Consider the following 24,144-nt stretch of genomic DNA (forward strand, 5'->3'; position numbering starts at 1 on the left):
GGGCGAGGAAACCCCCACCCGCACCGTCCGGGCCGGCCTAGTCCTTCGTCCGGACCACCTCGTCCATCGGCCCCGCCGGCACCGGCACCGCCGCGGCGGCCGCCCCGTCCCCGTCGGTGTTGATCTTCTCGATGATCGCGAGCCGTTCCGGGGTGTCCTCCGGCTTCACGAAGCCGATGAGGACGTAGAGGATCAGCGACACCGCGAGCGGGATCGAGACCTGGTACTGGAGCGGGACGCCGCCGTCGACGTTCCAGTTGATCGGGTAGTTGACCAGCCAGAAGGCGAGCAGACCCATCGACCAGCTGGTGAGCGCGGCCGTGGGGCCCGAGCGGCGGAAGGGGCGGAGAAGGCCGAGCATCATCGGGATCGCCATCGGGCCCATCAGACCGGCCACCCACTTGATGACGACCGTGATGATGTCCTTGAACGCGGGGGAGTTGACCTGCGTCGCCGCCGCCATCGACAGGCCCAGGAAGACGACGGTCGTGATGCGGGCGACCTTCAGACCCTGACCCTCGTTCCACGTCCGCGCCCTGCGCCACAGCACCGGCGCGCAGTCCCGGGTGAACACCGCGGCGATCGCGTTGGCGTCGGAGGAGCACATCGCCATGGTGTGGGAGAAGAAGCCGACGATGACCAGGCCCAACAGGCCGTGCGGGAGCAGCTGTTCGGTCATCAGGCCGTAGGAGTCGGAGCCGTCCTGCTTCTGGGACTCCACCAGCAGCGGCGACATCCACATGGGGAAGAAGAGGACGACCGGCCAGACCAGCCAGAGGATCGCGGACAGCCGGGCCGAGCGCTCGGCCTCGTACGCGTTGGCCGTGGCCATGTAGCGCTGGGCCTGGTTGAGCATGCCGCCGTTGTACTCGAAGAGCTTGATGAAGAGGAACGCGAGGAGGAAGACCGTGCCGTACGGGCCGACCAGCGGTTCGCCGTGGCCCTGGAGCTCCGGACGGTCCCAGGCCTCGAAGAAGCCGATGCCCTTGTCGTTGAGTTCGGCGACGACCGCGATGAACATCGCGACACCGGCGAGGAGTTGGATGACGAACTGGCCGAGCTCGGTCAGCGCGTCCGCCCACAGACCGCCGATCGTGCAGTAGACGGCGGTGATCGTGCCGGTGATGAGGATGCCCTGGTTCAGCGAGATGCCGGTGAAGACCGACAACAGGGTGGCGATCGCCGCCCACTTGGCGCCCACGTCCACGATCTTCAGGAGCATGCCGGACCAGGCCAGCGCCTGCTGGGTCTTGAGGTCGTAGCGGTTCTTCAGGTACTCCAGCGGGGAGGCCACATGGAGACGTGAGCGCAGCCGGTTGATGCGCGGCGCGAACAGCTTCGAACCGATCGCGATGCCGAGGGCGATGGGGAAGGACCACGTCACGAAGGACGTGACGCCGTAGGTGTAGGCGATGCCCGCGTACCCCGTGAACATCACCGCGCTGTAGCCCGACATGTGGTGCGAGATGCCGGAGAGCCACCAGGGCATCTTGCCGCCGGCGGTGAAGAAGTCGCTGACGTTGTCCACGCGCTTGTGCGACCACACGCCGATCGCGACCATCACGCCGAAATAGCCGATGAGCACGGCCCAGTCGAGACCGTTCATGTGCGCCCTCCCAGGGGATCGACCCGGCGCTCATCGTGGGCGCTGTCGCGTGAACACGACAAGTGAGCGTAAGGTCAAAGGGAGGTAAAAGTATTCGGCATGATGGCCTTGGTTCACCTATATGAACTCACCGCATCAGCTCCCCGGCGTTGACCAGCAGTGATTGTCCGGTGATCGCCCGCGCCCGATCCGACGCCAGGAACACCGCCGCGTCCGCCACATCCCCGTCCGTGGCGAGATCGGGCAGGGCCATGCGCTCGGTGAGCCTCACCAGCACCTCGGACTCCTCGATCCCTTCCGTGTGCGCGGTGAACTGGACGTACGCCTGCACCGGCGGCCCCCACATCCAGCCCGGCAGCACGGTGTTGACCCGGATCCGGTGCGGCCCCAGCTCCCGCGCGAGGGAGTACATCGCGCTGGTCAGCGCCCCCTTCGAGGCCGCGTACGCCGCCTGCCGCACCTGCGAGGGGGCGGCCACGGACGACTGCGTCCCGATGAAGACGACCGACCCGCCGCACCTCTTCAGTGCCGGCAGGCATGCCCGTGTCATCCGCAGCGACCCCAGCAGGTTCACGTCGATCACCGACTGCCAGGTGGTGAAGTCCGCGTCCTCGATGCCGCCGAAGTAGCTGTCCCAGGCCGCCACATGGACCACCGCGTCGATCCGCCCGAACCGCTCGCCCGCCAACTCCGCCAGCGCCACGCACTGTTGCTCGTCGGTGATGTCCGTGGGCCGGTACGCCGTGTGCGCCCCGTCCGGATCGATCTCGGCGGCGCTCTTGGCGAGGTTGGCCTCGGTGCGCGCCCCGAGCACGGCGTTCCCGCCGTCGCGCACGACGGCGGCGGCGACCTGATGGCCCAGTCCGGCACCGACGCCCGACACGACCACCGTCCTGCCTGTGAGCAGTGGCATGAGAGCCCTCCCCTTCGGTTCGCTCGCCCTGACCCTGGCGCAATATCTGACGGGGCGTCAGAGTATGGGCGAGCCATCCAGGAAGGGGAAGGGAATGAGCGAAGAGACCCGCAGCCGGACGTACGCCGAACTGGCCGCCGTGGGCCCGTACGGAGTCCGTCCCGGCCATGCGCTCATCACCATGGTCGAGCCGCATCCGGGCCACGAGTACGCGTACAACCGCTGGTACGAGGACGACCACTACTACGCCGGCGCGATGGCGATGCCCTGGATGTACGCCGGGCGCCGCTGGGTCGCCACCCGGGACCTCCAACTCCTGCGCTACCCCGAGAAGTCGGCCGTCGCCCAGCCGGTCACCGCCGGGTGCTACATCTCGACGTACTGGATCACCGACGGCCGCTACGACGACCACATGAAGTGGACCGTCGGCATCAACAAGCGCCTCAACCGGGACGCCCGGGTCTACCAGGACCGCACGCACGTCTTCACCGCGTTCCAGGACCACGAGGCGACGGTCTACCGTGACGGGGCGGCCGGGCCCCGCGACTTCCACGCCCTCGACCACCCGTACAAGGGCCTGGTCGTCGAGGTGATCGACGCCGAATCGGCCGCACAGCGCGAGGAGTTGCTGGAGTGGCTGCGGTCCCGGCAGCTGCCGAAGCGGCTCGCGGGGTCACCGGCGGCGATGGTGACGATCTTCAGGCCGACGCCGCTGCCGGGGGACCGGATGACGTATGTGAAGCAGGTGGAGGGCGTCGACACCCGGCTGACGCTGCTGTGGTTCCTGGAGGTGGATCCACGGGAGTGCTGGGAGGAGCACTTCACGGGCCTGGAGAGGCCGGTGGAGGAGGCCGGCCTGGGGAGGCTGGAGTTGGTGGCGCCGTTCATCCCGACCGTGCCGGGGACGGACACATACGTCGACCGCCTCCGGTAGACCCGCGTCGGGACACAAGCCGAGCCCCCTCGGCAAGGACGGCGATCTGGACGAGAGGGCTCTTCGGTGGTGCTTGTGTAGTTGTGTAGTGCTCGATCACTCGATCATTTACGCCTTGACCGAGCCGACGAAGGCGTTCCACGCGTCCGCGGGGAAGGCCAGCGTGGGGCCGTTCTGGATCTTCGAGTCCCGGACGGCCATCGCCGACACGACAGGGGACTTGATCTCGACGCACGCGCCATTGCCCTGGGAGTACGAAGACTTGACCCACTTGTCCGCGGCGCCTTGCTTGATTGCCATTTTCGCTCCGATAGCCAGTTGCTGAGTTGCTGTCGCCGTGGCGTGCGTTTGTCTCCGTCTGCACGGCACGGGTTTGCGCCAACGTTGTTATCCGATGGCGTGATCGACGCTACTCGCCAACATCGGGGAGCGGAGGAAGCATTCACCCGGGCGGGTGGCATATTCCATTGGGGTCTTCCGCTGCGACCGGGCGAAGGTGTACCTTACGGCGCTTCGCCATACAGAGTGGGTCAGCGTGCGTAGTCCTTGGCGATGCCTGAGATGAATTCCCTGCTTTGGTCCACGTTCAGGGCCTGTGCCCGCAGATGTTCGTACATGACGCTGTACTTCTGTACGTCCTGCGCCTTCTCCAGGTACAGGTCGCTCGTCACGCCCTCGATGTAGACCACGCTGGAATCGGCGGCGTCGGGGAACTCGAGGATCGCGTACTGCCCGCTCACCCCGGGATGGGCACCCATCGTGAACGGGATCATCTGCACCGTCACGTGCGGCAGTTGCGACATCTCGATCAGATGCTCCAACTGCTCGATCATCACCTGCCGGTTGCCGACCTCCCGGCGCAGGGCCGCCTCGTCCAGAACCGCCCACAGCCGGAGCGGGTTGTCGGCGGCAGAGATACGTTCCTGTCGGCGCAGCCGCACCTGGACACGCTTGTCGATGTCGGTCGGCGTCGCCTCGGGCAGCGCGCCGGAGATGAGGGACTCGGCGTAGGTGCGGGTCTGCAGGAGCCCGGGGACGACCTGGGGGTCGTAGACGCGCAGACTCGCCGCGTCCGTCTCCAGGCCGATGTAGACGCTGTAGGGGATGTCGCCGAAGGAGTGCCACCACCCCTGCTGGCGGCTGTCCTTGGCCATCTGCATCAGGGAGTCGACGATCCGGACGTCCTCCACCTCGTACACCCCGCACAGATCGCGGACGTCGCGCTGGCTGATGCTGCGCCGGCCGTTCTCCAGCCGGCTGATCTTCGACTGCGACACCAGAAGCCGTTCGGCGACTTCTTCGGCCGTCATGCCCTTGAGTTCACGGAGCCGGCGCAACTCCTGGCCGAGCCGGCGTCGCCTGACGGTGGGATTGACATTGGACGCCACGGGAACGTGCACCTCCGGCTGCGTGCCTTCGAAAATGGCCACTTTGCGTATCTGCTGTTGAGCAGACTGCCACCAAGGTGGTTTCTACCGCTGGGAAACGGTGGATATGCGCTGCGTACGCGCCAGTTCGCCATGATCACAAGGCAGTTGGCGCCTCCAGGGCCTGAATCGGCCATGATCCGGGGCACAAAAAGGCCGCGCGGGACGGCAGGACCGTGGTGTCGTCTCGGACACACGGTCCCGCCGCCCCGCGCGGACCAGCGGCTCCCGATACCGGGTCTGGGGTACGCCGGAGGTGCGTGTGGTGCGTGGTGCGGTTCTACGTCGGTCGTGTCGTGGGACTGCGGCTCAGTGGGCCACGACACGCGCCATGGAACCGCGGCGCGGTTGCACCGGAACACCGCGGGCGGGTTCCGGTGCCTGCCTGACACCTGGTCCGGCCGGACGGCCGGTCGGGGCCGGGCTGCGGCGTGGCTGTGCCGCCACACCGTTCTGGACGTCCATCACGGCGTGCGCGACGAGACCGCCCATGGGGTCGTGCCTGATCAGGTCCCGCAGCCGGGAGCGAGAGGAGCGTCCCTCGTTGCCCGGATACAGGTGCTTGCCGAGGCCGACCGCGTGCGCCAGGGCGGCGAGCGCCGCGGTCCGCGGGTCCGGCGGTACGCCGGTGCGGATCGCGGAGTCCAGTCGGGCTCTGATCTCCCGGCTGATCTCGGTCTGACTCGCCTGGTAGCGAGTCGTCGGCAGTACTCCGCACATCTGGCCCGCCACGGCATGCACCATGCCGCACCGCTCCAGATGCGAGAGGTAGGTCTGGCGTAGCCCGAGACGCGGCCCGCCAATCCAGTTGACCGCCCGGACCGGAGCGCCACGCCTTCGCAGCAACTCCAACGCGCAGTCGAGTGTCGGATCTCCAGTCGGCCGTGGGGACACCACGGCGATACGATCCCCGTCTGGGGCTATCCGTCCGGCCAGCGCCAGCTCCACTAGCTGTGCTCCGGCCAGACCAAGGTCGAGCGACTGCGGCTGTGCGGTGGTACCCGTGGCCGGGTCCAGCGCCAGCAGCAGAAGCTCCTCCGGAAGTGTTCTGCGGCTCCTGCCCATCCATGCCTCCCCGCGTGGATGAAAGACAGGGTGACCCCTCTCACATTGGTCTGTCGAGGGTGCGTGACCTGTTTGTAGTGGAACCGGTAGGTATGTCGTTCTCGTCTACCGCAGGAGCCAAGCCCTCACACAGGACACTGGTACATGGTTCGGACACCGTGGGGGAGCGGTGTCAGGGCGAGGCTGTTCAGACGCGTTCACGGTTTAGGAGGCATCGGTGGCGGGCGAGTCCCCCGACAGGTCGAAGCAGCGCGAGTCGTCGGCAGAACCGACGTCGGGGAGCGCGAGTCCGGTTCCCGAAGCCCGGGGTGAGGTGCGCGACCCGCGCCTGGCGGTGGCCCGCGACACCGAGCCGCCCGCGGCCCGCGGTGGCGTGGACACGGCGACGCGGGTCTTCTCGGCCCGGGACGTGGCGAAGGCGCGGTCCGCGGCGCAGGAGGCGAAGCCGACCGGCGCCGAGGAGCCTCCGGTCACGCCCGACGAGGCCGCCACGGCGACCGAGGGCCCCCAGGGCACCGGGAAGGCCGACGAGCAGCCGTCTGCGGCCGAGGACGTCCAGGACGCCGTGCCGGCCGACGGTGCCGAGGGCGCCGGAGGGCCCGAGGCGGCCGACGGCGGGCCCGTGAAGGGCGCAGCGGTCGCCGAGGACGTCCAAGACGCCCAGGACGCCGAGCCGGCCGAGGGCGCCGGAGGAGCTGTGGCGGCCGGTGCCGGGGTCTCGGAGGCCGCCGAGGGTGCGGAGGACGCACCGGCGGCCGAGGACGTCCAGGACGCCGTGCCGGCCGACGGTGCCGAGGGTTCGCGGGACGCGGAGGATTCGGCGGGGCCCGTCGAGCCGGCGCCTGCCGGGGCCGAGGGCGCCGCAGAGGCCGCGGACACCCGTGCCGGGGTCTCGGAGCGTGCGGAGGCCGCCGCGGTGGCCGACGACGGGCCTGTGAAGGGCGCGGAGGACGCAGCGGCCGCCGAGGACGTCCAGGACGCCGTGCCGGCCGACGGTGCCGAGGGTTCGCGGGACGCGGAGGATCCGGCGGGGCCCGACGAGACGGCGCCTGCCGGGGCCGAGGCCGCCGCAGGGGCTGCGGCGGCCGGTGCCGGAGCCTCGGAGGCTGCCGAGGGCCCGGAGGACGCCGCGGCGACCGACGGCGGGCCCGTGAAGGGTGCCGAGGACGCTGTGCCGGCCGATGGTGCCGAGGGTTCGCGGGACGTGAAGGCTTCGGCGGCAACCGCCGAGCCGGCGTCTGCCGGGGCTGAAGGCGCCGCGGAAGCAGCGGAGCCCGGTGCCGGGGTCTCGGAGGACGCACCGGCGGCCGAGGACGTCCAGGACGCCGTGCCGGCCGACAGTGCCGAGGGTTCGCGGGACGCGGAGGAGACGGCGCCTGCCGGCGCCGAGGGCGACCCCGGCGGTGGCGACGCCAGGCTGCGGGCTGCGGTGGCCGCATGGGTGCGGTCCGGGGATTCTCCGGATGCGACGGACTCGGCTGGCGAGGCCGGTGAGCGCCCGGCGAGCGACGCGAAGGCGGACGCCGCTGCGACCGACCCCCGCGCCACCGCGAACCCGAGCGACGCCGCGGACGCCCGTCAGGAGTCCGCGCAGGCGACCCGTGAGCCCGGGGAGAAGGCCGACAGGCCCGCACCCGGTGCGGGTGGGAACAACGCGAAGGCCGAAGGCGAAGCCGGGCCCCGCGTGGACCAGCCCACCACCATGCTCAAGCTGCCCAGCAAGTTCGTCGCGCTCAAGCCCGACGTCACCACCGCCATCCCGCAGGTCGGCCCCGAGCGCACCACCCAGCAGCCCCTCCCGCCCAAGCCCCCGCTGGACCTGTTGGCCGAGCTCACGAACACCCCGCCGCCCCCGCAGACACCGCTGCGGACCACCTTCCGCCGGGTCAAGATCTGGACCCCCCTCGTCCTGCTCCTCGCAGTCGTCTTTGCGGTCGCACAGTCAATGCGCCCACTGCCCACCCCCACCCTCGAACTCACCGCAGAGGACAGCTACTCCTTCGGCGGCAGCAAGGTCGACATCCCGTGGCCCGCGGACGGCCAGGCCGCCCTCGACGTCCAGGGCATCGGCAGCTTCGGCTCCTCCGGTGACCAGAAGCCCGTTCCGATCGCCAGTGTCGCCAAGGTCATGACGGCGTACGTCATCCTCCGCGACCACCCGCTCAAGAGCGGCGCCGCAGGCCCGAAGATCAAGATCGACCAGACCGCCGAGGACCAGTCCCAGGCCGGTCAGGAATCGACCGTGAACGTGACCGCCGGGGACTCCATCTCCCAGCGCGAGGCGTTGGAGAGCATTCTCATCGCATCCGCGAACAATGTGGCGAGGCTCCTCGCCCGCTGGGACGCCGGCTCGGAGAAGGCGTTCGTCGAGAAGATGAACGCCGCCGCCGAGGACCTCGGGATGACGAGCACGACGTACACCGACCCCTCGGGTCTGAACGACACCACCGTCTCCACCGCCGTGGACCAGGTGAAGCTGGGCAAGAAGGCGATGGAGGAGCCCGCGTTCCGCGAGGTCGCGGCGATGATGTCGTACGACGACTACAAGGGCGTCAACCACTCCAACTGGAACCAGATCGTCGGCAAGAACAACGTCGTCGGCATCAAGACCGGCACCACCACCTCCGCCCTCGGCAACCTCCTCTTCGCGGCGAAGAAGGAGCTCAACGGAGAGACCCGCACCATCGTCGGCGCCGTCGTCCGCCAGCCCGCCGGTGGTGTGGACAACACCATCCTCAGCGCCGCCCTCACCGCGGGCGACCAGCTGATCCGGGCGGCGCAGGGCGCGCTGGAGTCCGCGACGATCCTCAAGAAGGGCGATGTCGTCGGCTACGTCGACGACGGCCTCGGCGGCAGGACCCCGGTCGTCGCCACCAAGGACGTCACGGCCGTCGGCTGGTCCGGGCTCACCGTCGAGCTGACCTTCGCCGCCGACGACGTACCGCACACCGCGAAGGCCGGCACCAAGGTCGGCACGCTCACCGTGGGTGACGCCTCGGCGGGTGCGGTGAAGGTGCCGGTCGCGCTCCAGAAGGACCTCGTCGAACCGGGCTTCACGGACAAGCTGACGCGCATCGGCTGACCCGTAGAGCGGCTCGTACGGCAAAAGAGGAGCGAAGATCCTGTATGCACCCCGTCGACCGGGTACCCGTCAGGGCGCCCGTGGACGGGGTGCGTGCTAGCGTCACGAATCGGGGCAGGTCGCCGCTCCCGGAGACGCAGCCGTGAACATGGCCGGAACGGGACGGGGCCGAGAACAGAAGACGGGACACGGGGAGTGCCTGAAGGTGGCCACAGCCGAGCCGACACGCGCCGACGACGCCGATCCGGGCCCGGGAACGGGCCCGCGAATACGTGTGCCCGCGCCGCGTGACGGCGGGGAACGCAAGAACAGTCCTGCGGAGGAGCAGCCGTCGGCTGCGCACACCGCCTTTCTCGCTCTGCGTGAGCGGCTGCTGAGACACCCGGCCCTCTCGCTCACCGCGCTGTCCGGTGTGCTGCACATCGTCTGGTTCTTCACCTTCGCCAACAGCGGCGGCGACCTGGCCGCACAGGACGCCTGGGCCGAGTTCGTCGGCCGCCACCCGGACTCGGCGTACAACCTGGCCTGGTACGGCGGGATGCACCCGGTGTCGTACAGCGTGGTGTCGCCGTATCTGATGTCGGTTCTCGGTGTCCGTACGACGATGATGATCGCGGGGACGATCTCCGCCGGGCTGCTCACGATGATCCTCATCCGCAGCCGGTCGGTGCAGAACCCGCTGTGGGCGGCGCTCGCCGGGCTCGTCGCCTTCCTCTGCAACGCCGCCTCGGGGCGGGTCACCTTCGGTCTGGGCACGGTGTTCGCGCTCGGCGCGGTCGCCGTCGTGTTCTGCTGGCCGCACCGCTGGCGCTACAAGAGGTGGGCGAAGGCCCTCTGCGCGGCCCCGCTGGCCGCGCTCGCGACGATGGCCTCGCCGGTGGCGGGACTGTTCGTGGGGCTGGTGGCCGCGGCGCTGTTCCTGCAGAAGCGGCGGCCGGGCGCGTGGGCGCTGGGGCTCGCGCCGACCGCGGTGGTCGCGGTGTCGGCCTGGCTCTTCCCGTTCTCGGGTACGCAGCCGATGGGGTTCGGCTCGGTGATCCTGCCGTTCTCGTACGGCGTCCTCGTCTGCGTGCTCGTCCCCAAGGAGTGGAAGACGGTCCGGCTGACGGCCGGGGTGTACGCCCTCGGTGTCGTCCTCGTCTGGCTGATCAGCTCGCAGATCGGGACCAACATCTCGCGGCTGCCGATGCTGTTCGCGGGGGTCGTGCTGGTGGCGGCGCTGCCGTTCGCGGTGCCGCGCTCCCGCAAGTGGTACGCGATCGTCCTGTCCATCGCCGTGTTCACCGGCTGGATCGGGTTCAAGTCCGTCGACGACGTCGTCCACACCACCCCGGCCGCCTCCTGGGCCCGCGAACTCGCGCCGCTCGTCAACGAACTCCAGGGGGTCGGCGCGGAGAAGGGCCGCGTCGAAGTCGTGCCCGCACGCTCCCACCGCGAGGCCTCCGCGCTCGCCCCGTACGTCAACCTGGCCCGCGGCTGGAACCGCCAGGCCGACATGGAGCGCAACCCGCTCTTCTACGACGACACCCTGAACTCGGCGAACTACCACGAGTGGCTCGGGCGCTGGGCCGTGCACTTCGTGGTGCTGCCGAAGGACGCGCCCGACGGGGACGGCGGGGAGCGCGAGCGGGAGCTCGTGCAGCGCGGGATGCCGTACCTCAAGCAGGTCTGGGGCGACGCCAACTGGCAGTTGTTCAAGGTCACCGACCCGGCCCCGCTCGCCGAGCCCGACGCGATCGTCGAGCGCGCCGAGCAGGGCGAGTGGACCCTCCAGGTGACGAAGCCGGGCCGGATCCTCATCCGCATCCCCTACTCGCCGTGGCTGAGCATCGTCGACGCCGACGGCAAGAGCCTCACGGGCCCCCAGGAGACGGAGGCGTCCAAGGACCGGCCCGACGGCGAGCCGAAGTCGTACGACAACGTCAACGGCTGTCTGACGGAGACGGAGGAGGACGTCCACGGCGACAAGTGGACCGAACTGCTGGCGCCGAAGGCGGGGACGTACCGGCTGGCGGCGCCGTATCAGCTGCCGCGAGGGACGCCGTGCCCCGACGAGCTGAAGTGAGCGTGGCTCACTCGACCGGGAACGCCACGTCGCACACCGCGTCGTCCGGCCCCGCCGCGTCCCAGTCCGCGAAGTAGATCTCCCGGCAGGGTCCGGCCTGTTCCAGGCCCTGCGAGGTGATCCACTCCTCCACCGCCTCGAACGCGGCCAGGATCTGCGGATGGGCCACCTGGGCCTTGGTGATACGCGTGTACGCGAACCGCTGGGCCGGGTCGACGCGGACCTGGGTCTCCCGGCCCCGCCCGTGCTCCGCCGCCCACGCCCGCGCCGCGGCCTCGTCGGCGACCGGCACACAGGACTCGGCGGGGCCGTCGCTCTCCATGGAGACCTCGGAGTAGTAGACGACGAACGGCGCCGCCGTCACGCCCCCGCACTCCCGCGAGGCCGCCTCCAGCCGCCCCAGCGACGCGCCGATCCACGCCGGCAGTTCGTCCGCCAGCGTGTGCCGCTTCTCGGTGATCACCACCTGCTCCGGCAGCCGAACCGTCTCCACCACGAACTTCCCGTACATCTCGGAGCTCCTCCCCGACAGTCGTCCACGGAGGTACTCGGCGAGCGTCCGCTGCCCCGCCACCCGCGCCTCGACGTCCGCCCAGTACGCGGCCAGCACGTCCGCGCCCGCGGCCCCGCCCGCCTCGACCACCTCGGCGATCCGGGCGAGCGGCATGTCGAGTTGCCGCAGCATCGCGACGAGCCGGGCGCGTTCGACCTGGCCGGCGCGGTAGTAGCGGTAGCCGCTGGCCTCGTCCACATGGGACGGGGCCAGCAGGCCGAGCCGGTCGTACAGCCGCAGGGCCTTGGCCGAGAGGCGGGCCCGTGCGGCGAAGGCGCCGATGGTGAGCAGTTCGTCGGTCACCGGTTCATCCTCCGTCACCGGACGGCGACTTCCGCCCGGTGACGAGGAGGCTCGGCCCTGCCCCAGGGGCAAGGTCAACCGGCGAGCTGCGCCTCGACGGCGGCGACCAGGTCGTCCGACTCCGGCTCGGTCTGCGGCGAGAAACGGCCGACGACCGTGCCGTCACGGCCGATGAGGAACTTCTCGAAATTCCAGCGGATGTCCCCGGTGTGCCCCTCGGCGTCCGCGAACCCGACGAGCCGCTCGTACAGCGCGTGCCGGCCCTCGCCGTTCACCTCGACCTTCTCGGTCAGCGGGAAGGTCACGCCGTACGTCGCCGAGCAGAACTCCGCGATCTCCTCGGCGCTGCCGGGCTCCTGCCCGAGGAACTGGTTGCAGGGCACGCCGAGGACGGTGAAGCCGCGCTCGGCGTACCGCTCCTGGAGCTTCTCGAGCCCGTTGTACTGCGGGGTCAGCCCGCACTTGGAGGCCACGTTCACGACGAGAACGGCCTGGCCCGCGTACTGGGAGAGGTCGGCGGCGCCGCCCTGGAGGGTGTCGATGTCGACGGCGAGGGGGGAGGTGCTGTCAGAAAGCGTCATAAGCGGATGCTAACTCCGGTAAGTGTCGGGCCGACGTGAGGCCTCCACGAGCACGCTCCCCGCCGCTGTCCGCTCGTACAGCACCGACCGTCCCGCCCGCCGCCGCTCCACCAGCCCCGCGTCCAGCAGGATCCGCAGATGCCGGCCGACCGAGCCGAGACTCTGCCCGGTGACGGCGACCAGCTGGGTCGTGCTCATGGGGGAGCCGAGCAGCATCAGCGTGCCGGCCCGCGCGGTGCCGATGAGCGCCCCGAGCCCGGCCGGGACGGGCCGCCGGTCGTGGTCCTCGGCGAGCACCCCGGAACACGGGTAGACCACGGCGTACCGCTCCCGCCCCTCCCACGACACCCAGCCCCGTCCCGTCGTCACCGGGACGAAGGCCAGCTCCGCCCCGGAGGCGATCTCCCGCGGCGGATACTCGTGCAGGTTGACCTGGAACCGGCTCCCGCCGAGCCAGCGGGTCCAGGGCCGCAGCGAGTCCAGTACAGCGGCCCAGCCGCCCTGGCTCACCTGCGCGGTCCGTGCGACCACGTCGGCCTCCAGGACGCGCCGCCGACGGTCCCAGTACGGCCGTACGGTCTCCTCCCAGACGTAGGTGAGGAGCGCGGTCGCCCGCTCGGGCAGGTCGTCCCGCTCCAGGAGCGCGGGGAGCGGTCCGGCGAGGGACACCCGGAGGTTGGCGCGGGCCGCTTCGGGGGCGGCCGCCCGCACCCGGGCCACGGTCTCCTCGAACGTCTCCCCGGCGCACGGCGTGGGACAGATGAAGTCGGCGATCCACGACCTGAGCCCGGCGTCGACGAGTGGCCCCGCCACCGGGTCGGCCGCGAGGAGCGCGCGGTAGCCGGGCAGATGCGCGCGCAGCCAGGCCTCCTCGCCGGGGTGGGCGCCGACCCCCGCGTGCAAGAGCTTCAGGCTCGCGAAGGTCTCGGCGAACGGGGAGACCAGGAAGCGGCTGCGGGCGAGGGTGTCGGCGTCGATCAGCCACAAACCCATGCGTCGTACGACCTTTCGTGTGTGCGCGAAAGATTAACGACCGACCGGTGATCGCTCCGAGACTCCCGTCCATGCGCAGCTACCGCGACCTGTTCCGCACCCCGGAGTTCACCCCCTTCTTCCTCTCCTACGCTGCCTTCAACGCGGCCCTGACGATCGGCGGTCTCTCGCTCGCCACGCTGGTCTACCGGGCCACGGACTCGCCGCTGCTGGCGGCGATGAGCATGTTCGGCCCGCAGCTGGCACAGGTACTGGGCGCGACCTTCCTGCTCTCGGGCGCCGACCGGCTGCCCCCGCGGGCGACCCTGGCCGGAATGGGACTCGCCTTCGCGGCCCTCACGGCGGTGCTGGCCGTGCCCGGGCTGCCGGTCTGGGCGGTCTTCGCGGTGGTCCTGGTACAGGGCCTGATCGCGTCGCTGGGCGGCGGGGTGACCGGCGGGCTGCTGAACGAGATCCTCCCCAAGTCCGGTTTCGTGCTGGGGCGTTCGATGTTCAACATGGCCTCGGGCCTGATGCAGGTCCTGGGTTTCGCGATGGGCGGCGCGCTCCTGGCACTCCTGTCCCCGCGCACCTGTCTGCTCCTGGCGGCGGCGCTGTACCTGGCGGAGGCCCTGGGCTACCGCCTGGGCCTGACCGCTCGCCCGCCCCGCACCTCGGGTCGCCTCTCGGTCACGGCGACCTGGCGCAACAACGCCGTCCTGTGGTCCTCACGCCCCCGCCGCCTCACCTACCTGGGCCTGTGGATCCCCAACGGCCTGGTCGTGGGCTGCGATTCCCTCTACGTCTCCTACGCCCCGGAGGCGGCCGGCGCGCTGTTCGCGAGCGGGGCGCTGGGCATGTTCGCCGGTGACGTGTGGGTGGGCCGTTTCGTACGCCCCGCGCTGCGCCCCCGGTTGGCCACGCCGCTGCTCCTGCTGCTGGCGACGCCGTACCTGCTCTTCGCGTTCCAGCCACCGGTCGCTGTCGCGGCCGTGGCCGTGTGCCTCTCCAACGTCGGCTTCGCCGCGAGCCTGGTCCAGCAGGAACGCCTGATGTCCCTCACCCCGGACGACATGGCGGGGCACGCGCTCGGGCTGCGGTCCGCGGGGATGCTCACCATGCAGGGCGTGGCGGCGGCGCTGGCGGGCACGGTGGCCCAACTGACGTCCCCTGCTAAGGGGATGACGGTGATGGCCGCGTCGTCGGTGGCGGTGACGCTGGGGCTAGCGGTGGCGGGTCAGCGGGAGGAACGCGGTCCAGGTGTCGCGGCTGACGTTGAGGGTGGGGCCGGTGGTGTGCTTGGAGTCGCGGATGTAGATGGCGTGGGGTGAGGTGGCGACTTCGAGGCACGCGCCGCCCTGCTCGCTGCCACGATCGTCCGATCCCAGATCCGCGCGATCGTCCGCTCCGGATCGATCCCCCCACTCGCCTCGTCCAGCACCAATCCCAGTGACCGGCGATATTCGTCGAGCCCCGCCCCCGTCTCATGCGCATAGGCCCCCGCCTGCTCCAACGCCAGCGGCAGACACCCCAAGTCCCGCGCCAACTCCGTGGCCGCGCCCCACTCCTCACTCGTCGGAAACCGTTCGGGAAGCGCAAGCCGGGTCAACAGATCGACCGCGTCCTCCAAGGGCAGCACCCCCAGAGCCATGGTCCGAGTCGTCACCACATGCCACCCCGTCGCCTTGCGACCGGTCGCCAGATGATGTCCCCGGTGCAGCGTCCCCACATACGGCTTCAGCACCGCCGGATCCTCGACGTTGTCGAAGACCAGCAACCACCCCTCATGTTCCTGAAGCCACAGCACCGCCCAGGCCGCCCGCTCGTCCGACCCCACCGCTCCCGCCCGCTGCGGACACAAGGCCATGGCCAGCCCCGCCAGACCCGACACGATCGACTCGGCGCTCTCCGCGGTGATCCACCAGACCAGGGAGTACGACTCCCGGTACTCATGGGCGTAGTGCAGGGCCAGCGAGCTCTTCCCCACTCCGCCCAGCCCGTGGATCGCCCGCACGGCGACCGGCTGGGTCACCGCGGCCGAACCACCACCGGTCAACAGGGCCCGAAGCTCCCGGAGTTCACTCTCCCGCCCCACGAACACCCCGGACGCCGACCCCGGCAGAAACCCCGCCCCAACCGGCGCCACAACCGTCCGAGCCCAGTGCACGGCCTCCGCGGGCAGCACGACGACCCGCGCGTTGTCCCCGCTGACCGCGACCCCGATCGAATCACCCGCCGCGATCGCCCGTTCCCCGGACGCCTCGACGCCCTCCGTGCTCATGGCTTCGAGGAACCGTGACCGTCACCGGTGATCGCGACACCGATGTTCCCGCCCGCCGCGATCGACCGCGTTCCCGACGCGATGACGGTCGTCGTACCGCCACCCGCGCCCGCCAGCAGCGCGGCCAACTCCCCCTCCAGCTCAGGATGCTTCCGCAACGCCCGCCGGATCGCCTGCCGAAGCTCCCCCACCGCGTCCTCGTTCTCCGGCTCCGCCACGGCCTCCTGAACCGCCTCCACCAGCCCCTCGCGCCCCCGCTCGTCGACTCGCCGGTAGGTCGCCCGCAGCAACCCCCGCCCGACCTCCGCCGCCGCCGTACCCGAGGCGCCGGCCGCGACCCCACCCGTCAGCACCCCATCGCCGTACGCCCCCAGCGACTCCCGCAGGAACGGCGTCATCCCCTGCACGAACTCGGCGTCCGCCATCTCACGTACTCCCATTCCGCACCGCTCCGGGTATCTCCTCCTGCCGCGGCGGCCACCCCGGAATCACGTACGCCGCCCGGAAGTTGGCCACGAACCATTCGCGACCGACCTTCCTCATCAACAACGACCGCTCCGGCGACGGCGAGCCGCCGTCGGAGGAAGCCATCTCCACGATCGCGTGGTCGAGGCCGATCCGCCGCGGATTCCCGGCGGGACCCCATGAGGACGGGTTCACGGCGGCGTAGTGCCCACGCAGCACCTCCACCCTGCCCTCCAGCAGCAGCTCGGACAGTGCGTGCCGCGGTCGCTCCTCCGCCAGGGCGTTCGCCAGTTCGTCCCGGTCGTGCCCCCGGACCTCGGGATGACCGGAGTTGGCGGTGATCCAGTCCTGTGCGAGTGCGAGACGGAGATCGTGGTCGAGCCGCTTCCAGACCTCCCGCACGTTCCCCAGATACAGGTCGACCTGCCAGTCCCGGGCCGCGGCCTCCGGCAAGGAGCCGAGCGTCACGGGAACGGCCCCGGGGCTTCCTCGCAGGACCCGGAGCAGCGGAGCAAGGTCCCCGTCGCCGGTCTCGCCGACGACGTACGACGTCGTCAGGTTCAGTGGCACGGGGATCAGCGGCCGGTCCTCCTCCCGCAGCACGACCGGCAGGTACCGCGCCTTGTCCTGCCGCCCGTGATACAGCCCGGCGGTGATCAGCGCGCCCTCCCACCTGACCCCGGATCCGACGCCCTGCGGTGAGTCCCGGTTGAACCGCTCCAGATAGACCTCGGTGACCACCACCAGCACGAAGTCGGCCTTGGTGAGCTCCCGCCGCATCCAGTCCGGCCAGGACTCGGGCGGCTCGTGCTCCTCGAACTGGTCGATCCAGGCGTCGATGCCGGCGTGGCGGAGCCGGTTCGCGAGGTTGAGGACCGCCTTGCGGTGTGCGTCGCCGTCGTGCGAGTACGAGATGAGCACACGGACGAGGTCATCGGCGACATCGGGTACGGGCGCGGCCATGAGATCAATGTAGGGGTCGCTGAAACGCGGAGGGAACGGAACCTCCCACTCCGTACGGTTCCGTTACGACAGGCACTCTTGACAGTCTGCGTACTGTTTCGCGACGTTTGAGCCTCACCGCACACTGTGCGCGTGGCAGGACGCGGTAGGCGCGTCATTGGGGGGAACTGGGGGGAGCGGTCGCCCATGCGATCCATGAGCAACTCCATGAGAAACCGGATAACGATCCACAGACCCGAGGAGCTGGGCGGAGAGCTCCGCGAGGCCTGGCACCGGGTGACGGACGAGTCGCCCGACTTCGGAAACCCTTTCCTGGCACCGGAGTTCGCGGCCGGGGTCGGAAAGTACCGCGGCGGGGCCCGGGTGGCGGTCCTGCACGAGCACGGGGAGCCCGTCGGCTTCTTCCCGTACGAACGCAACGCCTTCGGTGTCGGCCGGGCCATCGGTCTCGGCCTCTCGGACTGCCAGGCGCTGGTCCACCGCCCCGGAGTCACCTGGGACACGGGAGAGCTGCTGCGGGCCTGCGGTCTCTCGGTCTTCGAGTTCGACCATCTGGTCGACGAGCAGAAACCTCTCGGCCGGTACGTCACCGGGACGTTCGCCTCCCCGGTCGTCGATCTGAAGACCGCAGAGGGTACGTATCCGGAGTGGCTGCGCGGCTCCTATCCGGGCCTGGCCAAGACGGTCCTGAAGAAGGAGCGCCGGCTGTCCCGCGACCTCGGTGAGATGCGGTTCGTCTTCGACGAGCGGGACCCGGGGATGCTGCGGCAGCTGATGCGGTGGAAGTCCGCCCAGTACCGCCGTACGGGCCGTATGGACCGCTTCGCCCGCCCCTGGATCGTCGGTCTCACCGATCACTTCTTCCAGGTGCGCGAGGAGCACTTCACCGGCGTCCTGTCGGTCGTCTACGCCGGTGACCGCCCGGTCGCGGCCCACTTCGGCCCCGCCTCGCGCACCGTGTTCGCGGCCTGGTTCACGGCGTACGACCCCGAACTCCGTTACTACTCGCCCGGGTTGATCATGCATCTGCGCATGGCGGAGGCGGCGGGCCGGCAGGGCGTACGGGTGATGGATCTGGGGCGCGGCGACAAGGAGTACAAGGACTGGCTCAAGACCCGTGAACTGCGCGTCGGTGAGGGCTTCGCGTACCGGCCCCACCCGGTCTCCGCGACCCATCGTCTGTGGCGCAGACCGGTCCGGGGCCTGCGGAACACGGTTCTGGCGCATCCGCGGTTGCGGGAGCCGGCGGACCGTCTGCTGAAGACGGTCGGCGGGCTGCGCGCGAAGACGCGCTGAGCCGTTCGTCCGGCCGGCATTCGAGAGCGTACGGCGCTCCCGGGTGCCCCTTCGGAGATCCCTCTCGCGGGACTCCGACCCCTTCATGACTCCTTGCGGGAAGAGGTGACGATGCCGTACGGATCGCGGCTCGCCGCGACGATGACACGGCGGCTCGGACGGGAATGCGTCTACACGCCCTCGGCGCGACTGGCCCTCTACCTGGCCCTGCGGCGCTGGTGCCGCCCGGGGGGCCGGATCCTGATGTCCCCGGTGAACGACGACGTGATCCTCTTCGTCGTCCTCGCGGCCGGCCTGCGCCCGGTCCAGGCCCCGGTGTCGCCGTGGGACGGCAACATCGACCCGGCGGCCGTACCGGAGTCCACCTGGCGCGGCGTGGACGCGGTGCTGACCACGAGCCTGTACGGGATGCCGGACCGGATCGTCGAACTGCGCGACCGCTGCGAGCAGTTGGGGATTCCGCTGATCGAGGACGCGGCGCACGCGATCGGCACGCACGTGGACGGGCAGCCGATCGGTACGTTCGGCAAGGCGGCCGCCTTCAGCCTCTCCAAGCACGTGGCGGGGATGGCGGGTGGCTTCCTTGCGGTCGAGGACGCGCGTGCGCGCAGGGAGCTGGAGCTTCTGCGGGACGACCTGCTGACACCGGCGAGGCTGACGGCGGACCTGTCGACGGCCCTGCGTCCGCTGGCGCGTTCGACGGTCCGCGCGCTGCATCTCGTACGCCCCACCTGGCGCACCATGCAACGCCTGGGCCTCCTGGAACGCGACGACTTCCGCATGGCCCTGCACGCACCGAGGCTGTCGCTCTGCGCCCACGATGCCCCGAGCCTGCTGCCGTACGACCCCTGGATCCGCGTGGACCTGCACGACTACCGTGCCCGCCACGGACGATTGGTGCGGGCGGGCCTGAACCTGCGCATGAACCTGCTGGACGAGAACCTCTCCCGCCGCAGAGAGGGCGTCACCCTGCTGTCAGGCACCCCCTGGGCCTCCCCGGCCCTGCACGACCGGGCGGCCCGCAACGGCCCCCTGCCCCTGTTCCGGGTCCCCCTGCTGGTCGAGGACCGCGACGCCCTCGTGGAACGGCTGGTCACCCACGGAATCGTCTCCGGCTACATCTACGACCCACCCCTGGACGACTACGCGGGACCAGAGTTCACCGACCCGTCCCCCGACCCCACCGCGGCCCGCTGGTTCGCCTCCCACGTCCTCCCGGCAGACCCCCTACTGGCCCGCAAGATCACAAAAGCCCTGACCAGGGAACGCACAAAAACAGCCCACCCACCGACCCCGGCACCCCCGAGGACCGTCCCGGACACCACACCACCGGCACCACTGGGCCAGTGAGCGGACGGGGCCCGGGCCGCGATCGGCCCGGGCCGCCGGCGACCACGGCCTCTCAGCCGCCGTCAGCACGCCTGGCTGCCGCCCTCGTCATCCAGGACTGGCAGCCCCACCGCACAAGAAGCCCCACTGCCAGGGACACGAGAATGGCGCCCCAGTCGATCACGTGCGGCAGCCCGGGAAAGAACGCGAAGAAGGCCAGCCCGGCCACAAGCCCCACGATGAACCCGACGATTCCGACTCTGCGCCGCCGCGTCTCGTCCACATGGTTCGCCTGCTGCCCCTGGTGCTCGATCATGACCGGCTCACTTCGTGATGTGATGGCACTGACTCACCCGCCGCACACCACTGACGTAAAGGTGCGCGCACGCCTTTCCATAACGAGGCAGCCTCTGCGGAGAGTTGTTCCGCATCGGGTCGATCTTGCATTCGCTGTGCGTCCTGCCGCGGGACGTGCGGTAGGTGCGATTGTTCGTGTCGGAGTAGGTGAAGTCGATGCGCCAGTTGCAGAAACCGCTGCTGAGCGCCGCGACGAAGGCACAGTCGACGCCTGCGTTCTGGTACGTGATCTTCTTGCCGCTTCCGCGGATGACGTGCGTGAACATGCATCCCGTCGGAACCTTCATCGTCGCGCCTCCCACGCTGTACTCAAAGGAATGCACGGGAGTTGATCCGATCGCCGTGGCGTGTGCACTCGTTGAGCCACTGAGGACGAGGCCGCCTGCAGCGGCGAGAGCGGTGATGAGGCGGGTCAAGTACGGCGTGACCAAGGCGGTCCCCTCCTGGCGTTCCGACAAGTACCAGGGACAACCGCCGCATGGCCGAACCAGTTGCAGTACTTGCGGGTGATTCACCTTCACCGGTGATCAAGGGAGTGGTGGGGTGACCTGCAGAAACGTTCAGTATCGGGTCCTGCGGTCGGTGTGTCAGGCGGGCCGTACCACGATGCTCACGGCGCGGTAGTCGTAGCCGTCCTGCTTGAAGCCCGGGGCCTCCCAGACGAGTTCGACCTGCTGGCCGGGGGTGAGGCTGCGGAAGCCGGGTCGTTGGATGTCGGCGTAGTGGCCGAAGCAGCCGCCGGGGGTCTCGGGGCTGTCGAGGACACCCCAGCCTTCTTCGTCGCGCCACTCGCGGACCGTCGCCATGACCATGAGGGGAACTCTACGAGCGGAGCTGCGGCTCGGGACATCGATTATCGCCGTACGGCCACCCCTCGCGCGGAGGGCCGGTTCGCAGGCCTTGACCTGTGAACCGGCCCTCGGCCGTGCGGGATACGGTCAGCGCACGTCGACGAAGTCGCCGGTGGCCTTGACCGCGGCGGTCGTGGTCGTGCCGCTGAAGCTCCAGCGCCAGTAGCCGTCCTGGGCGGCCTTGACGGTCGTCCTCAGCTTGCCGGTGCTGTCGCTCGTCACGGTCTTGACCGTGGTGTACGTGGCACTGTTCTTCGGGCGGAACTGCAGCTTGACCGGCTGCGAGGTGTAGCCGGCGTACACGTACTTGTCCCAGTTGGCGCGGGCCAGCTTGCCCGTGACCGTGATCGTCTTGCCCTTGGTGACGGGCTCGGGCGAGGCGTCGACGCCGAGCGTGGAACGCCGCTTCACGGGGTGGGTCTGGTAGACGCCCCCGTAGTAGTCACCGTCCTTGGCCTGGAACTGGACGTACACGTCCCAGGGTCCCGCGAGGGTGTTGCGGGGCAGGTCGATGTCCTTCTCCAGCTTGACGTTGAGCTTGCAGTTCGACGTCGTGGAGCTGGTGGCGGTGCACGTGGGCTCGCCGTGGAACGACCAGTAGTCGTCCCCCTTCTCGCGGTCGATCTGCAGGAACGCGAGGTCCTTGCTGATGCCGGAGTCGTCGGAGACGGTCACCGCGATCGTGAACGACTCCGTACGGGACGTGCCGAAGACGATGGACTTGCCACCGTTCACCGACACCTTCTCGATCACCACTCCTGTCTCGGCCGCGTACGCGACCGGCGCGGTGAGCGCGGAGCCGGCAAGGAGGAGGGCGCCGCCGAGAGCGACGCCCATGACTGCTGCACGCATGGATCCCCATTTGCTTCGAGCCGGCCGCGGACCCTGGAACCCCCCAGGTCACGGGCACGGCAGGTGCGGTGAGGATACGACATTCCGCGTACGGCGGTCGGTTGTCGCCCGGTCGGCTGCTAGCCCGGGGCCACGGCGCGGCCGGTCGAGGGGGAGATCATCCCCGAGCACAGCCCCTTGGCGGCCAGGGTCTGGGCGATGCGCGGGATCGCCGCGCGGGTGTTGGCGGGCCAGTCGTGCATGAGGATGACCTGCCCGTTGGTGAGCCGGCCGGCCGCCGCGACGATCGCGTCGGTACTGGCGTTGTTCCAGTCCTGCGAGTCGACGTTCCAGATGATCTCGGTCAGCCCGTATCTGGCCGCTACGGCCTTCACCGTCGCGTTGGTCTCGCCGTACGGCGGCCGGAACAGCCTCGGTGTGCCACCGCCCGCGTTCGCGATCGCCTGCTGGGTGCGGGAGATCTCCGAGTCGATCGTGGCCTGGCTCTGCTGGGTCAGATGCGGGTGCGTGTAGCTGTGGTTGCCGACCCACATGCCCGCGCTGACCTGGGCCCTGACCAGAGCCGGGGAGGCGGCGGCGTACTGGCCCTGGTTGAACATGGTGGCCCTGAGGCCGTTCTGCGTCAGGGAGTTGAGCAGGGCGGTGGTGCCACTGCCCGGGCCGTCGTCGAAGGTGAGTCCGACGTATCCGGTGCAGGCGGCGGTCTGAGCGGTGGCGGCGGTGGGGACGGTGAGGGTGCCTGCGGCGGCCAGAGCGGCGGCGGCCAGTAACGGTAGGTGCGCCCGGGTCCTCATCAGGCCATCGTGATGTTGGAGTTGCCGCTGCTCCGGTAGCCCTCGGTCGCCATGATCATGTAGTAGCGGAAGCTGCCGAGGGTCATCCCCGCGCGGGCCCACGCGTCGAAGTGGTTCCCGGTGGTGATGGAGCCACCCGTCCGCCTGGACTGCCGGACACTCCAGTACTGGTTGAAGGTGCGGGTGCCTTCGACGGACGGGGCGTTGTACCGGGTGGTCTGGTAGGTGTCGTACGTCCCACCGTCACTGGTGACGCTGCCCTTGTACGTCCCCGTCGGCCGGTACGTCCCCCAGTTGTCGACGATGTAGTACTCGACGAGCGGGTTCGACGTCCAGCCGTAGAGGCACAGGTAGGCGTTGCCGGACGGGTTGAAGGACCCCGAGTAGCTGACGGTCCTGCGACTGCCGTTGCTCCATCCCTTTCCCGCGACGAAGTTTCCGGTGTTGCTCCATGAGGTGCGGTAGTTCCCACCGGAGCTCAGCGTCATGGAGACGGTCCCCGGTGCGTCGGTCCAGAACGAGTAGTAGTACCCGTTGTTCGTGCCGGTCTGGTTGGTGGTGATCACCGTGTCCGCGTGAGCGGTCCCGGGCAGCGCCACTCCGGCCGCGACAGCCAGCGCGGTGGTGCCGACACCGCTGACGAATGTCCTGCGGCTCATGGGTGCGGGTGCGTCGTTCATGTGCCTGCTTCCTCTCGGCGAGTAGCTCGGACATCGACAGCTTTGGAGTGACCCTGACAACTGTCAATAGTTTCGGTAATTGTTTCGAAACGTTCGAGCGAGGAGAGGAAGGCTGGCGTGACTGTCTTGCCTGCTCAGTGCCCCTGTTTGAGGGGTCGCGCCGAGACTGATCGACAGTGCCTGCCTGGGCAAGATCAAGGCAGGGCTTCGACTTTACGAATGTTTCGGAGATTTTCCGATCAAGAGGAGGTCTGTGCGTCCTCGATCGGGAAGGTCTCGTCGTCCCCGAAGTCCGGGGCTTGGAAGGGGTTGTTCGCCGGGGGCGGCGATGCCGCGGCGGCGGAGCTGGGCGTCCCTTCCGGGGCGGAGAACAGCGAATTCACGTCGATGAGAGATGTTCCGTTCGGTGCGGAGCCATGAAGAGAGCCACGGTGCCCTGACCGGGCACCGTGGTCCTACAGCTTGCTCATCTTGGTGTACGGGCTCAGGATCCGCTGTCGCACGGAGCCGAAATCGACGAACGCCGCGATTCCGTCCTCGATGCCGATCACGCGGCCGAGGCCGTACATGTCGTGTGTGACCTGGTCGCCCACCGCGAACTCCTTGGGCGGTGGCGCCACCGGGGCCTTGAAGGGGCTGGTGGGCAAGTGACGCTTCGGTGCAGATGGCTTTGTCATTGTGCCTAGTATGCGCCCGCGCGACCTCGCGCGGGGCAGTCGTCCATATCGGAGTGACGACGCTTTGGTGACTCCTGTGAACGACCCGGTCGCCACCA

Annotated in this window: 24 protein-coding genes and 1 pseudogene; 6 read left to right on the forward strand and 19 right to left on the reverse strand. The window is 69.6% G+C overall.

The window, feature by feature from the left end:
- Positions 1-37: 37 nt before the first annotated feature.
- Together ACWD3I_RS04600 and ACWD3I_RS04605 are read right to left on the reverse strand one after the other, a co-directional pair.
- Entirely contained in the window at positions 38-1,606 is a 1,569-nt protein-coding gene (locus ACWD3I_RS04600) for a sodium:solute symporter family protein (RefSeq protein ID WP_365394195.1), read from the reverse strand.
- 127 nt (positions 1,607-1,733) lie between these two features.
- Entirely contained in the window at positions 1,734-2,519 is a 786-nt protein-coding gene (locus ACWD3I_RS04605) for an SDR family oxidoreductase (protein ID WP_365394194.1), read from the reverse strand.
- A 94-nt stretch (positions 2,520-2,613) separates the two neighbouring features.
- On the opposite strand from ACWD3I_RS04605, the gene ACWD3I_RS04610 reads away from it, so the two are divergent.
- A complete protein-coding gene (locus tag ACWD3I_RS04610) occupies positions 2,614-3,453 on the forward strand; it encodes a hypothetical protein (RefSeq protein ID WP_365394193.1) in 840 nt (279 codons plus the stop codon).
- 108 nt (positions 3,454-3,561) lie between these two features.
- On the opposite strand, the gene ACWD3I_RS04615 is transcribed toward ACWD3I_RS04610, so the two are convergent.
- The 3 genes from ACWD3I_RS04615 to ACWD3I_RS04625 form a co-directional block, all read right to left on the reverse strand.
- Positions 3,562-3,753, reverse strand: a complete 192-nt coding sequence (locus ACWD3I_RS04615; RefSeq protein WP_266825761.1) for a DUF397 domain-containing protein — start codon at positions 3,751-3,753, stop codon at positions 3,562-3,564.
- Between the two features lie 230 nt (positions 3,754-3,983).
- Positions 3,984-4,841, reverse strand: coding sequence for a helix-turn-helix domain-containing protein (locus ACWD3I_RS04620; RefSeq protein ID WP_266891043.1), 858 nt, complete (start codon positions 4,839-4,841; stop codon positions 3,984-3,986).
- A 348-nt stretch (positions 4,842-5,189) separates the two neighbouring features.
- Positions 5,190-5,945, reverse strand: a complete 756-nt coding sequence (locus ACWD3I_RS04625) for a GOLPH3/VPS74 family protein (RefSeq protein ID WP_365394192.1) — start codon at positions 5,943-5,945, stop codon at positions 5,190-5,192.
- A gap of 217 nt (positions 5,946-6,162) precedes the next feature.
- On the opposite strand from ACWD3I_RS04625, the gene ACWD3I_RS04630 reads away from it, so the two are divergent.
- Positions 6,163-9,027 (forward strand): serine hydrolase, encoded by a 2,865-nt coding sequence (locus tag ACWD3I_RS04630; RefSeq protein ID WP_365394191.1) that lies wholly within the window; start codon positions 6,163-6,165, stop codon positions 9,025-9,027.
- A gap of 205 nt (positions 9,028-9,232) precedes the next feature.
- The gene (locus ACWD3I_RS04635; protein WP_365394190.1) at positions 9,233-11,092 is read left to right on the forward strand and encodes an MFS transporter; all 1,860 of its coding nucleotides are present in this window, start codon (positions 9,233-9,235) and stop codon (positions 11,090-11,092) included.
- Between the two features lie 7 nt (positions 11,093-11,099).
- On the opposite strand, the gene ACWD3I_RS04640 is transcribed toward ACWD3I_RS04635, so the two are convergent.
- The 3 genes from ACWD3I_RS04640 to ACWD3I_RS04650 all read right to left on the reverse strand — a co-directional run bounded on the left by ACWD3I_RS04640 (position 11,100) and on the right by ACWD3I_RS04650 (position 13,522).
- Entirely contained in the window at positions 11,100-11,948 is an 849-nt protein-coding gene (locus ACWD3I_RS04640) for a MerR family transcriptional regulator (protein ID WP_365394189.1), read from the reverse strand.
- Between the two features lie 74 nt (positions 11,949-12,022).
- Complete coding sequence (locus ACWD3I_RS04645; protein ID WP_365394188.1) at positions 12,023-12,529, reverse strand: glutathione peroxidase; 507 nt, start codon at positions 12,527-12,529, stop codon at positions 12,023-12,025.
- 9 nt (positions 12,530-12,538) lie between these two features.
- Entirely contained in the window at positions 12,539-13,522 is a 984-nt protein-coding gene (locus ACWD3I_RS04650) for a helix-turn-helix domain-containing protein (protein WP_365394187.1), read from the reverse strand.
- 71 nt (positions 13,523-13,593) lie between these two features.
- Here ACWD3I_RS04650 and ACWD3I_RS04655 point away from each other — a divergent pair, with 71 nt between their 5' ends.
- Positions 13,594-14,832, forward strand: a complete 1,239-nt coding sequence (locus ACWD3I_RS04655; RefSeq protein WP_365394186.1) for an MFS transporter — start codon at positions 13,594-13,596, stop codon at positions 14,830-14,832.
- Here the strand turns inward: ACWD3I_RS04655 and ACWD3I_RS04660 are convergent.
- The 4 genes and pseudogenes from ACWD3I_RS04660 to ACWD3I_RS04675 all read right to left on the reverse strand — a co-directional run bounded on the left by ACWD3I_RS04660 (position 14,725) and on the right by ACWD3I_RS04675 (position 17,210).
- Entirely contained in the window at positions 14,725-14,964 is a 240-nt protein-coding gene (locus ACWD3I_RS04660; RefSeq protein WP_451084036.1) for a DUF397 domain-containing protein, read from the reverse strand. The two genes, ACWD3I_RS04655 and ACWD3I_RS04660, sit on opposite strands and share 108 nt — an antisense overlap.
- Before the next feature lie 38 nt (positions 14,965-15,002).
- Positions 15,003-15,782, reverse strand: a pseudogene (locus ACWD3I_RS04665) (tetratricopeptide repeat protein); the annotation flags it as partial.
- The gene (locus ACWD3I_RS04670) at positions 15,779-16,207 is read right to left on the reverse strand and encodes a hypothetical protein (protein WP_365394185.1); all 429 of its coding nucleotides are present in this window, start codon (positions 16,205-16,207) and stop codon (positions 15,779-15,781) included. The gene ACWD3I_RS04670 and the pseudogene ACWD3I_RS04665, both read right to left, overlap by 4 nt.
- A 1-nt stretch (position 16,208) precedes the next feature.
- A complete protein-coding gene (locus tag ACWD3I_RS04675) occupies positions 16,209-17,210 on the reverse strand; it encodes a toll/interleukin-1 receptor domain-containing protein (protein ID WP_365394184.1) in 1,002 nt (333 codons plus the stop codon).
- A 186-nt stretch (positions 17,211-17,396) separates the two neighbouring features.
- Here ACWD3I_RS04675 and ACWD3I_RS04680 point away from each other — a divergent pair, with 186 nt between their 5' ends.
- Both ACWD3I_RS04680 and ACWD3I_RS04685 read left to right on the forward strand, forming a co-directional pair.
- Complete coding sequence (locus tag ACWD3I_RS04680) at positions 17,397-18,506, forward strand: GNAT family N-acetyltransferase (RefSeq protein WP_365394183.1); 1,110 nt, start codon at positions 17,397-17,399, stop codon at positions 18,504-18,506.
- 111 nt (positions 18,507-18,617) lie between these two features.
- Positions 18,618-19,856 (forward strand): DegT/DnrJ/EryC1/StrS family aminotransferase, encoded by a 1,239-nt coding sequence (locus ACWD3I_RS04685; protein ID WP_365394182.1) that lies wholly within the window; start codon positions 18,618-18,620, stop codon positions 19,854-19,856.
- Positions 19,857-19,908: 52 nt separating this feature from the next.
- On the opposite strand, the gene ACWD3I_RS04690 is transcribed toward ACWD3I_RS04685, so the two are convergent.
- The 7 genes from ACWD3I_RS04690 to ACWD3I_RS04720 all read right to left on the reverse strand — a co-directional run bounded on the left by ACWD3I_RS04690 (position 19,909) and on the right by ACWD3I_RS04720 (position 24,046).
- Positions 19,909-20,151 carry a hypothetical protein gene (locus ACWD3I_RS04690; protein WP_365394181.1) on the reverse strand — a complete coding sequence of 81 codons (243 nt, stop codon included), beginning with the start codon at positions 20,149-20,151 and terminating at the stop codon, positions 19,909-19,911.
- Positions 20,152-20,158: 7 nt separating this feature from the next.
- Positions 20,159-20,623 (reverse strand): hypothetical protein, encoded by a 465-nt coding sequence (locus tag ACWD3I_RS04695; RefSeq protein ID WP_365394180.1) that lies wholly within the window; start codon positions 20,621-20,623, stop codon positions 20,159-20,161.
- Positions 20,624-20,779: 156 nt separating this feature from the next.
- On the reverse strand, positions 20,780-21,004 hold the full coding sequence (locus ACWD3I_RS04700; RefSeq protein WP_365394179.1) for a cold-shock protein: 225 nt from the start codon (positions 21,002-21,004) through the stop codon (positions 20,780-20,782).
- Positions 21,005-21,130: 126 nt separating this feature from the next.
- Complete coding sequence (locus ACWD3I_RS04705) at positions 21,131-21,895, reverse strand: hypothetical protein (RefSeq protein ID WP_365394178.1); 765 nt, start codon at positions 21,893-21,895, stop codon at positions 21,131-21,133.
- A gap of 119 nt (positions 21,896-22,014) precedes the next feature.
- Positions 22,015-22,689, reverse strand: coding sequence for a polysaccharide deacetylase family protein (locus ACWD3I_RS04710; protein ID WP_365394177.1), 675 nt, complete (start codon positions 22,687-22,689; stop codon positions 22,015-22,017).
- On the reverse strand, positions 22,689-23,369 hold the full coding sequence (locus ACWD3I_RS04715; RefSeq protein WP_365394176.1) for a glycoside hydrolase family 11 protein: 681 nt from the start codon (positions 23,367-23,369) through the stop codon (positions 22,689-22,691). The genes ACWD3I_RS04710 and ACWD3I_RS04715 overlap by 1 nt, the downstream gene beginning before the upstream one ends.
- Positions 23,370-23,824: 455 nt before the next feature.
- Positions 23,825-24,046: a hypothetical protein gene (locus ACWD3I_RS04720; RefSeq protein ID WP_266891077.1), complete on the reverse strand. Its 222-nt coding sequence runs from the start codon at positions 24,044-24,046 to the stop codon at positions 23,825-23,827.
- Between the last annotated feature and the right edge of the window lie 98 nt (positions 24,047-24,144).

The organism is Streptomyces sp. NPDC002817 (assembly GCF_053592055.1).

Coding starts and splice junctions, on each gene's coding strand:
- ACWD3I_RS04720 (WP_266891077.1), bottom strand. CDS start 24,046: ATGACAAAGCCATCTGCACCGAAGCGTCACTTGCCCACCAGCCCCTTC.
- ACWD3I_RS04645 (WP_365394188.1), bottom strand. CDS start 12,529: ATGACGCTTTCTGACAGCACCTCCCCCCTCGCCGTCGACATCGACACC.
- ACWD3I_RS04615 (WP_266825761.1), bottom strand. CDS start 3,753: ATGGCAATCAAGCAAGGCGCCGCGGACAAGTGGGTCAAGTCTTCGTAC.
- ACWD3I_RS04710 (WP_365394177.1), bottom strand. CDS start 22,689: ATGAGGACCCGGGCGCACCTACCGTTACTGGCCGCCGCCGCTCTGGCC.
- ACWD3I_RS04690 (WP_365394181.1), bottom strand. CDS start 20,151: ATGATCGAGCACCAGGGGCAGCAGGCGAACCATGTGGACGAGACGCGG.
- ACWD3I_RS04675 (WP_365394184.1), bottom strand. CDS start 17,210: ATGGCCGCGCCCGTACCCGATGTCGCCGATGACCTCGTCCGTGTGCTC.
- ACWD3I_RS04705 (WP_365394178.1), bottom strand. CDS start 21,895: ATGCGTGCAGCAGTCATGGGCGTCGCTCTCGGCGGCGCCCTCCTCCTT.
- ACWD3I_RS04610 (WP_365394193.1), top strand. CDS start 2,614: ATGAGCGAAGAGACCCGCAGCCGGACGTACGCCGAACTGGCCGCCGTG.
- ACWD3I_RS04655 (WP_365394186.1), top strand. CDS start 13,594: ATGCGCAGCTACCGCGACCTGTTCCGCACCCCGGAGTTCACCCCCTTC.
- ACWD3I_RS04715 (WP_365394176.1), bottom strand. CDS start 23,369: ATGAACGACGCACCCGCACCCATGAGCCGCAGGACATTCGTCAGCGGT.
- ACWD3I_RS04670 (WP_365394185.1), bottom strand. CDS start 16,207: ATGGCGGACGCCGAGTTCGTGCAGGGGATGACGCCGTTCCTGCGGGAG.
- ACWD3I_RS04600 (WP_365394195.1), bottom strand. CDS start 1,606: ATGAACGGTCTCGACTGGGCCGTGCTCATCGGCTATTTCGGCGTGATG.
- ACWD3I_RS04605 (WP_365394194.1), bottom strand. CDS start 2,519: ATGCCACTGCTCACAGGCAGGACGGTGGTCGTGTCGGGCGTCGGTGCC.
- ACWD3I_RS04680 (WP_365394183.1), top strand. CDS start 17,397: ATGCGATCCATGAGCAACTCCATGAGAAACCGGATAACGATCCACAGA.
- ACWD3I_RS04700 (WP_365394179.1), bottom strand. CDS start 21,004: ATGGTCATGGCGACGGTCCGCGAGTGGCGCGACGAAGAAGGCTGGGGT.
- ACWD3I_RS04685 (WP_365394182.1), top strand. CDS start 18,618: ATGCCGTACGGATCGCGGCTCGCCGCGACGATGACACGGCGGCTCGGA.
- ACWD3I_RS04650 (WP_365394187.1), bottom strand. CDS start 13,522: ATGGGTTTGTGGCTGATCGACGCCGACACCCTCGCCCGCAGCCGCTTC.
- ACWD3I_RS04625 (WP_365394192.1), bottom strand. CDS start 5,945: ATGGGCAGGAGCCGCAGAACACTTCCGGAGGAGCTTCTGCTGCTGGCG.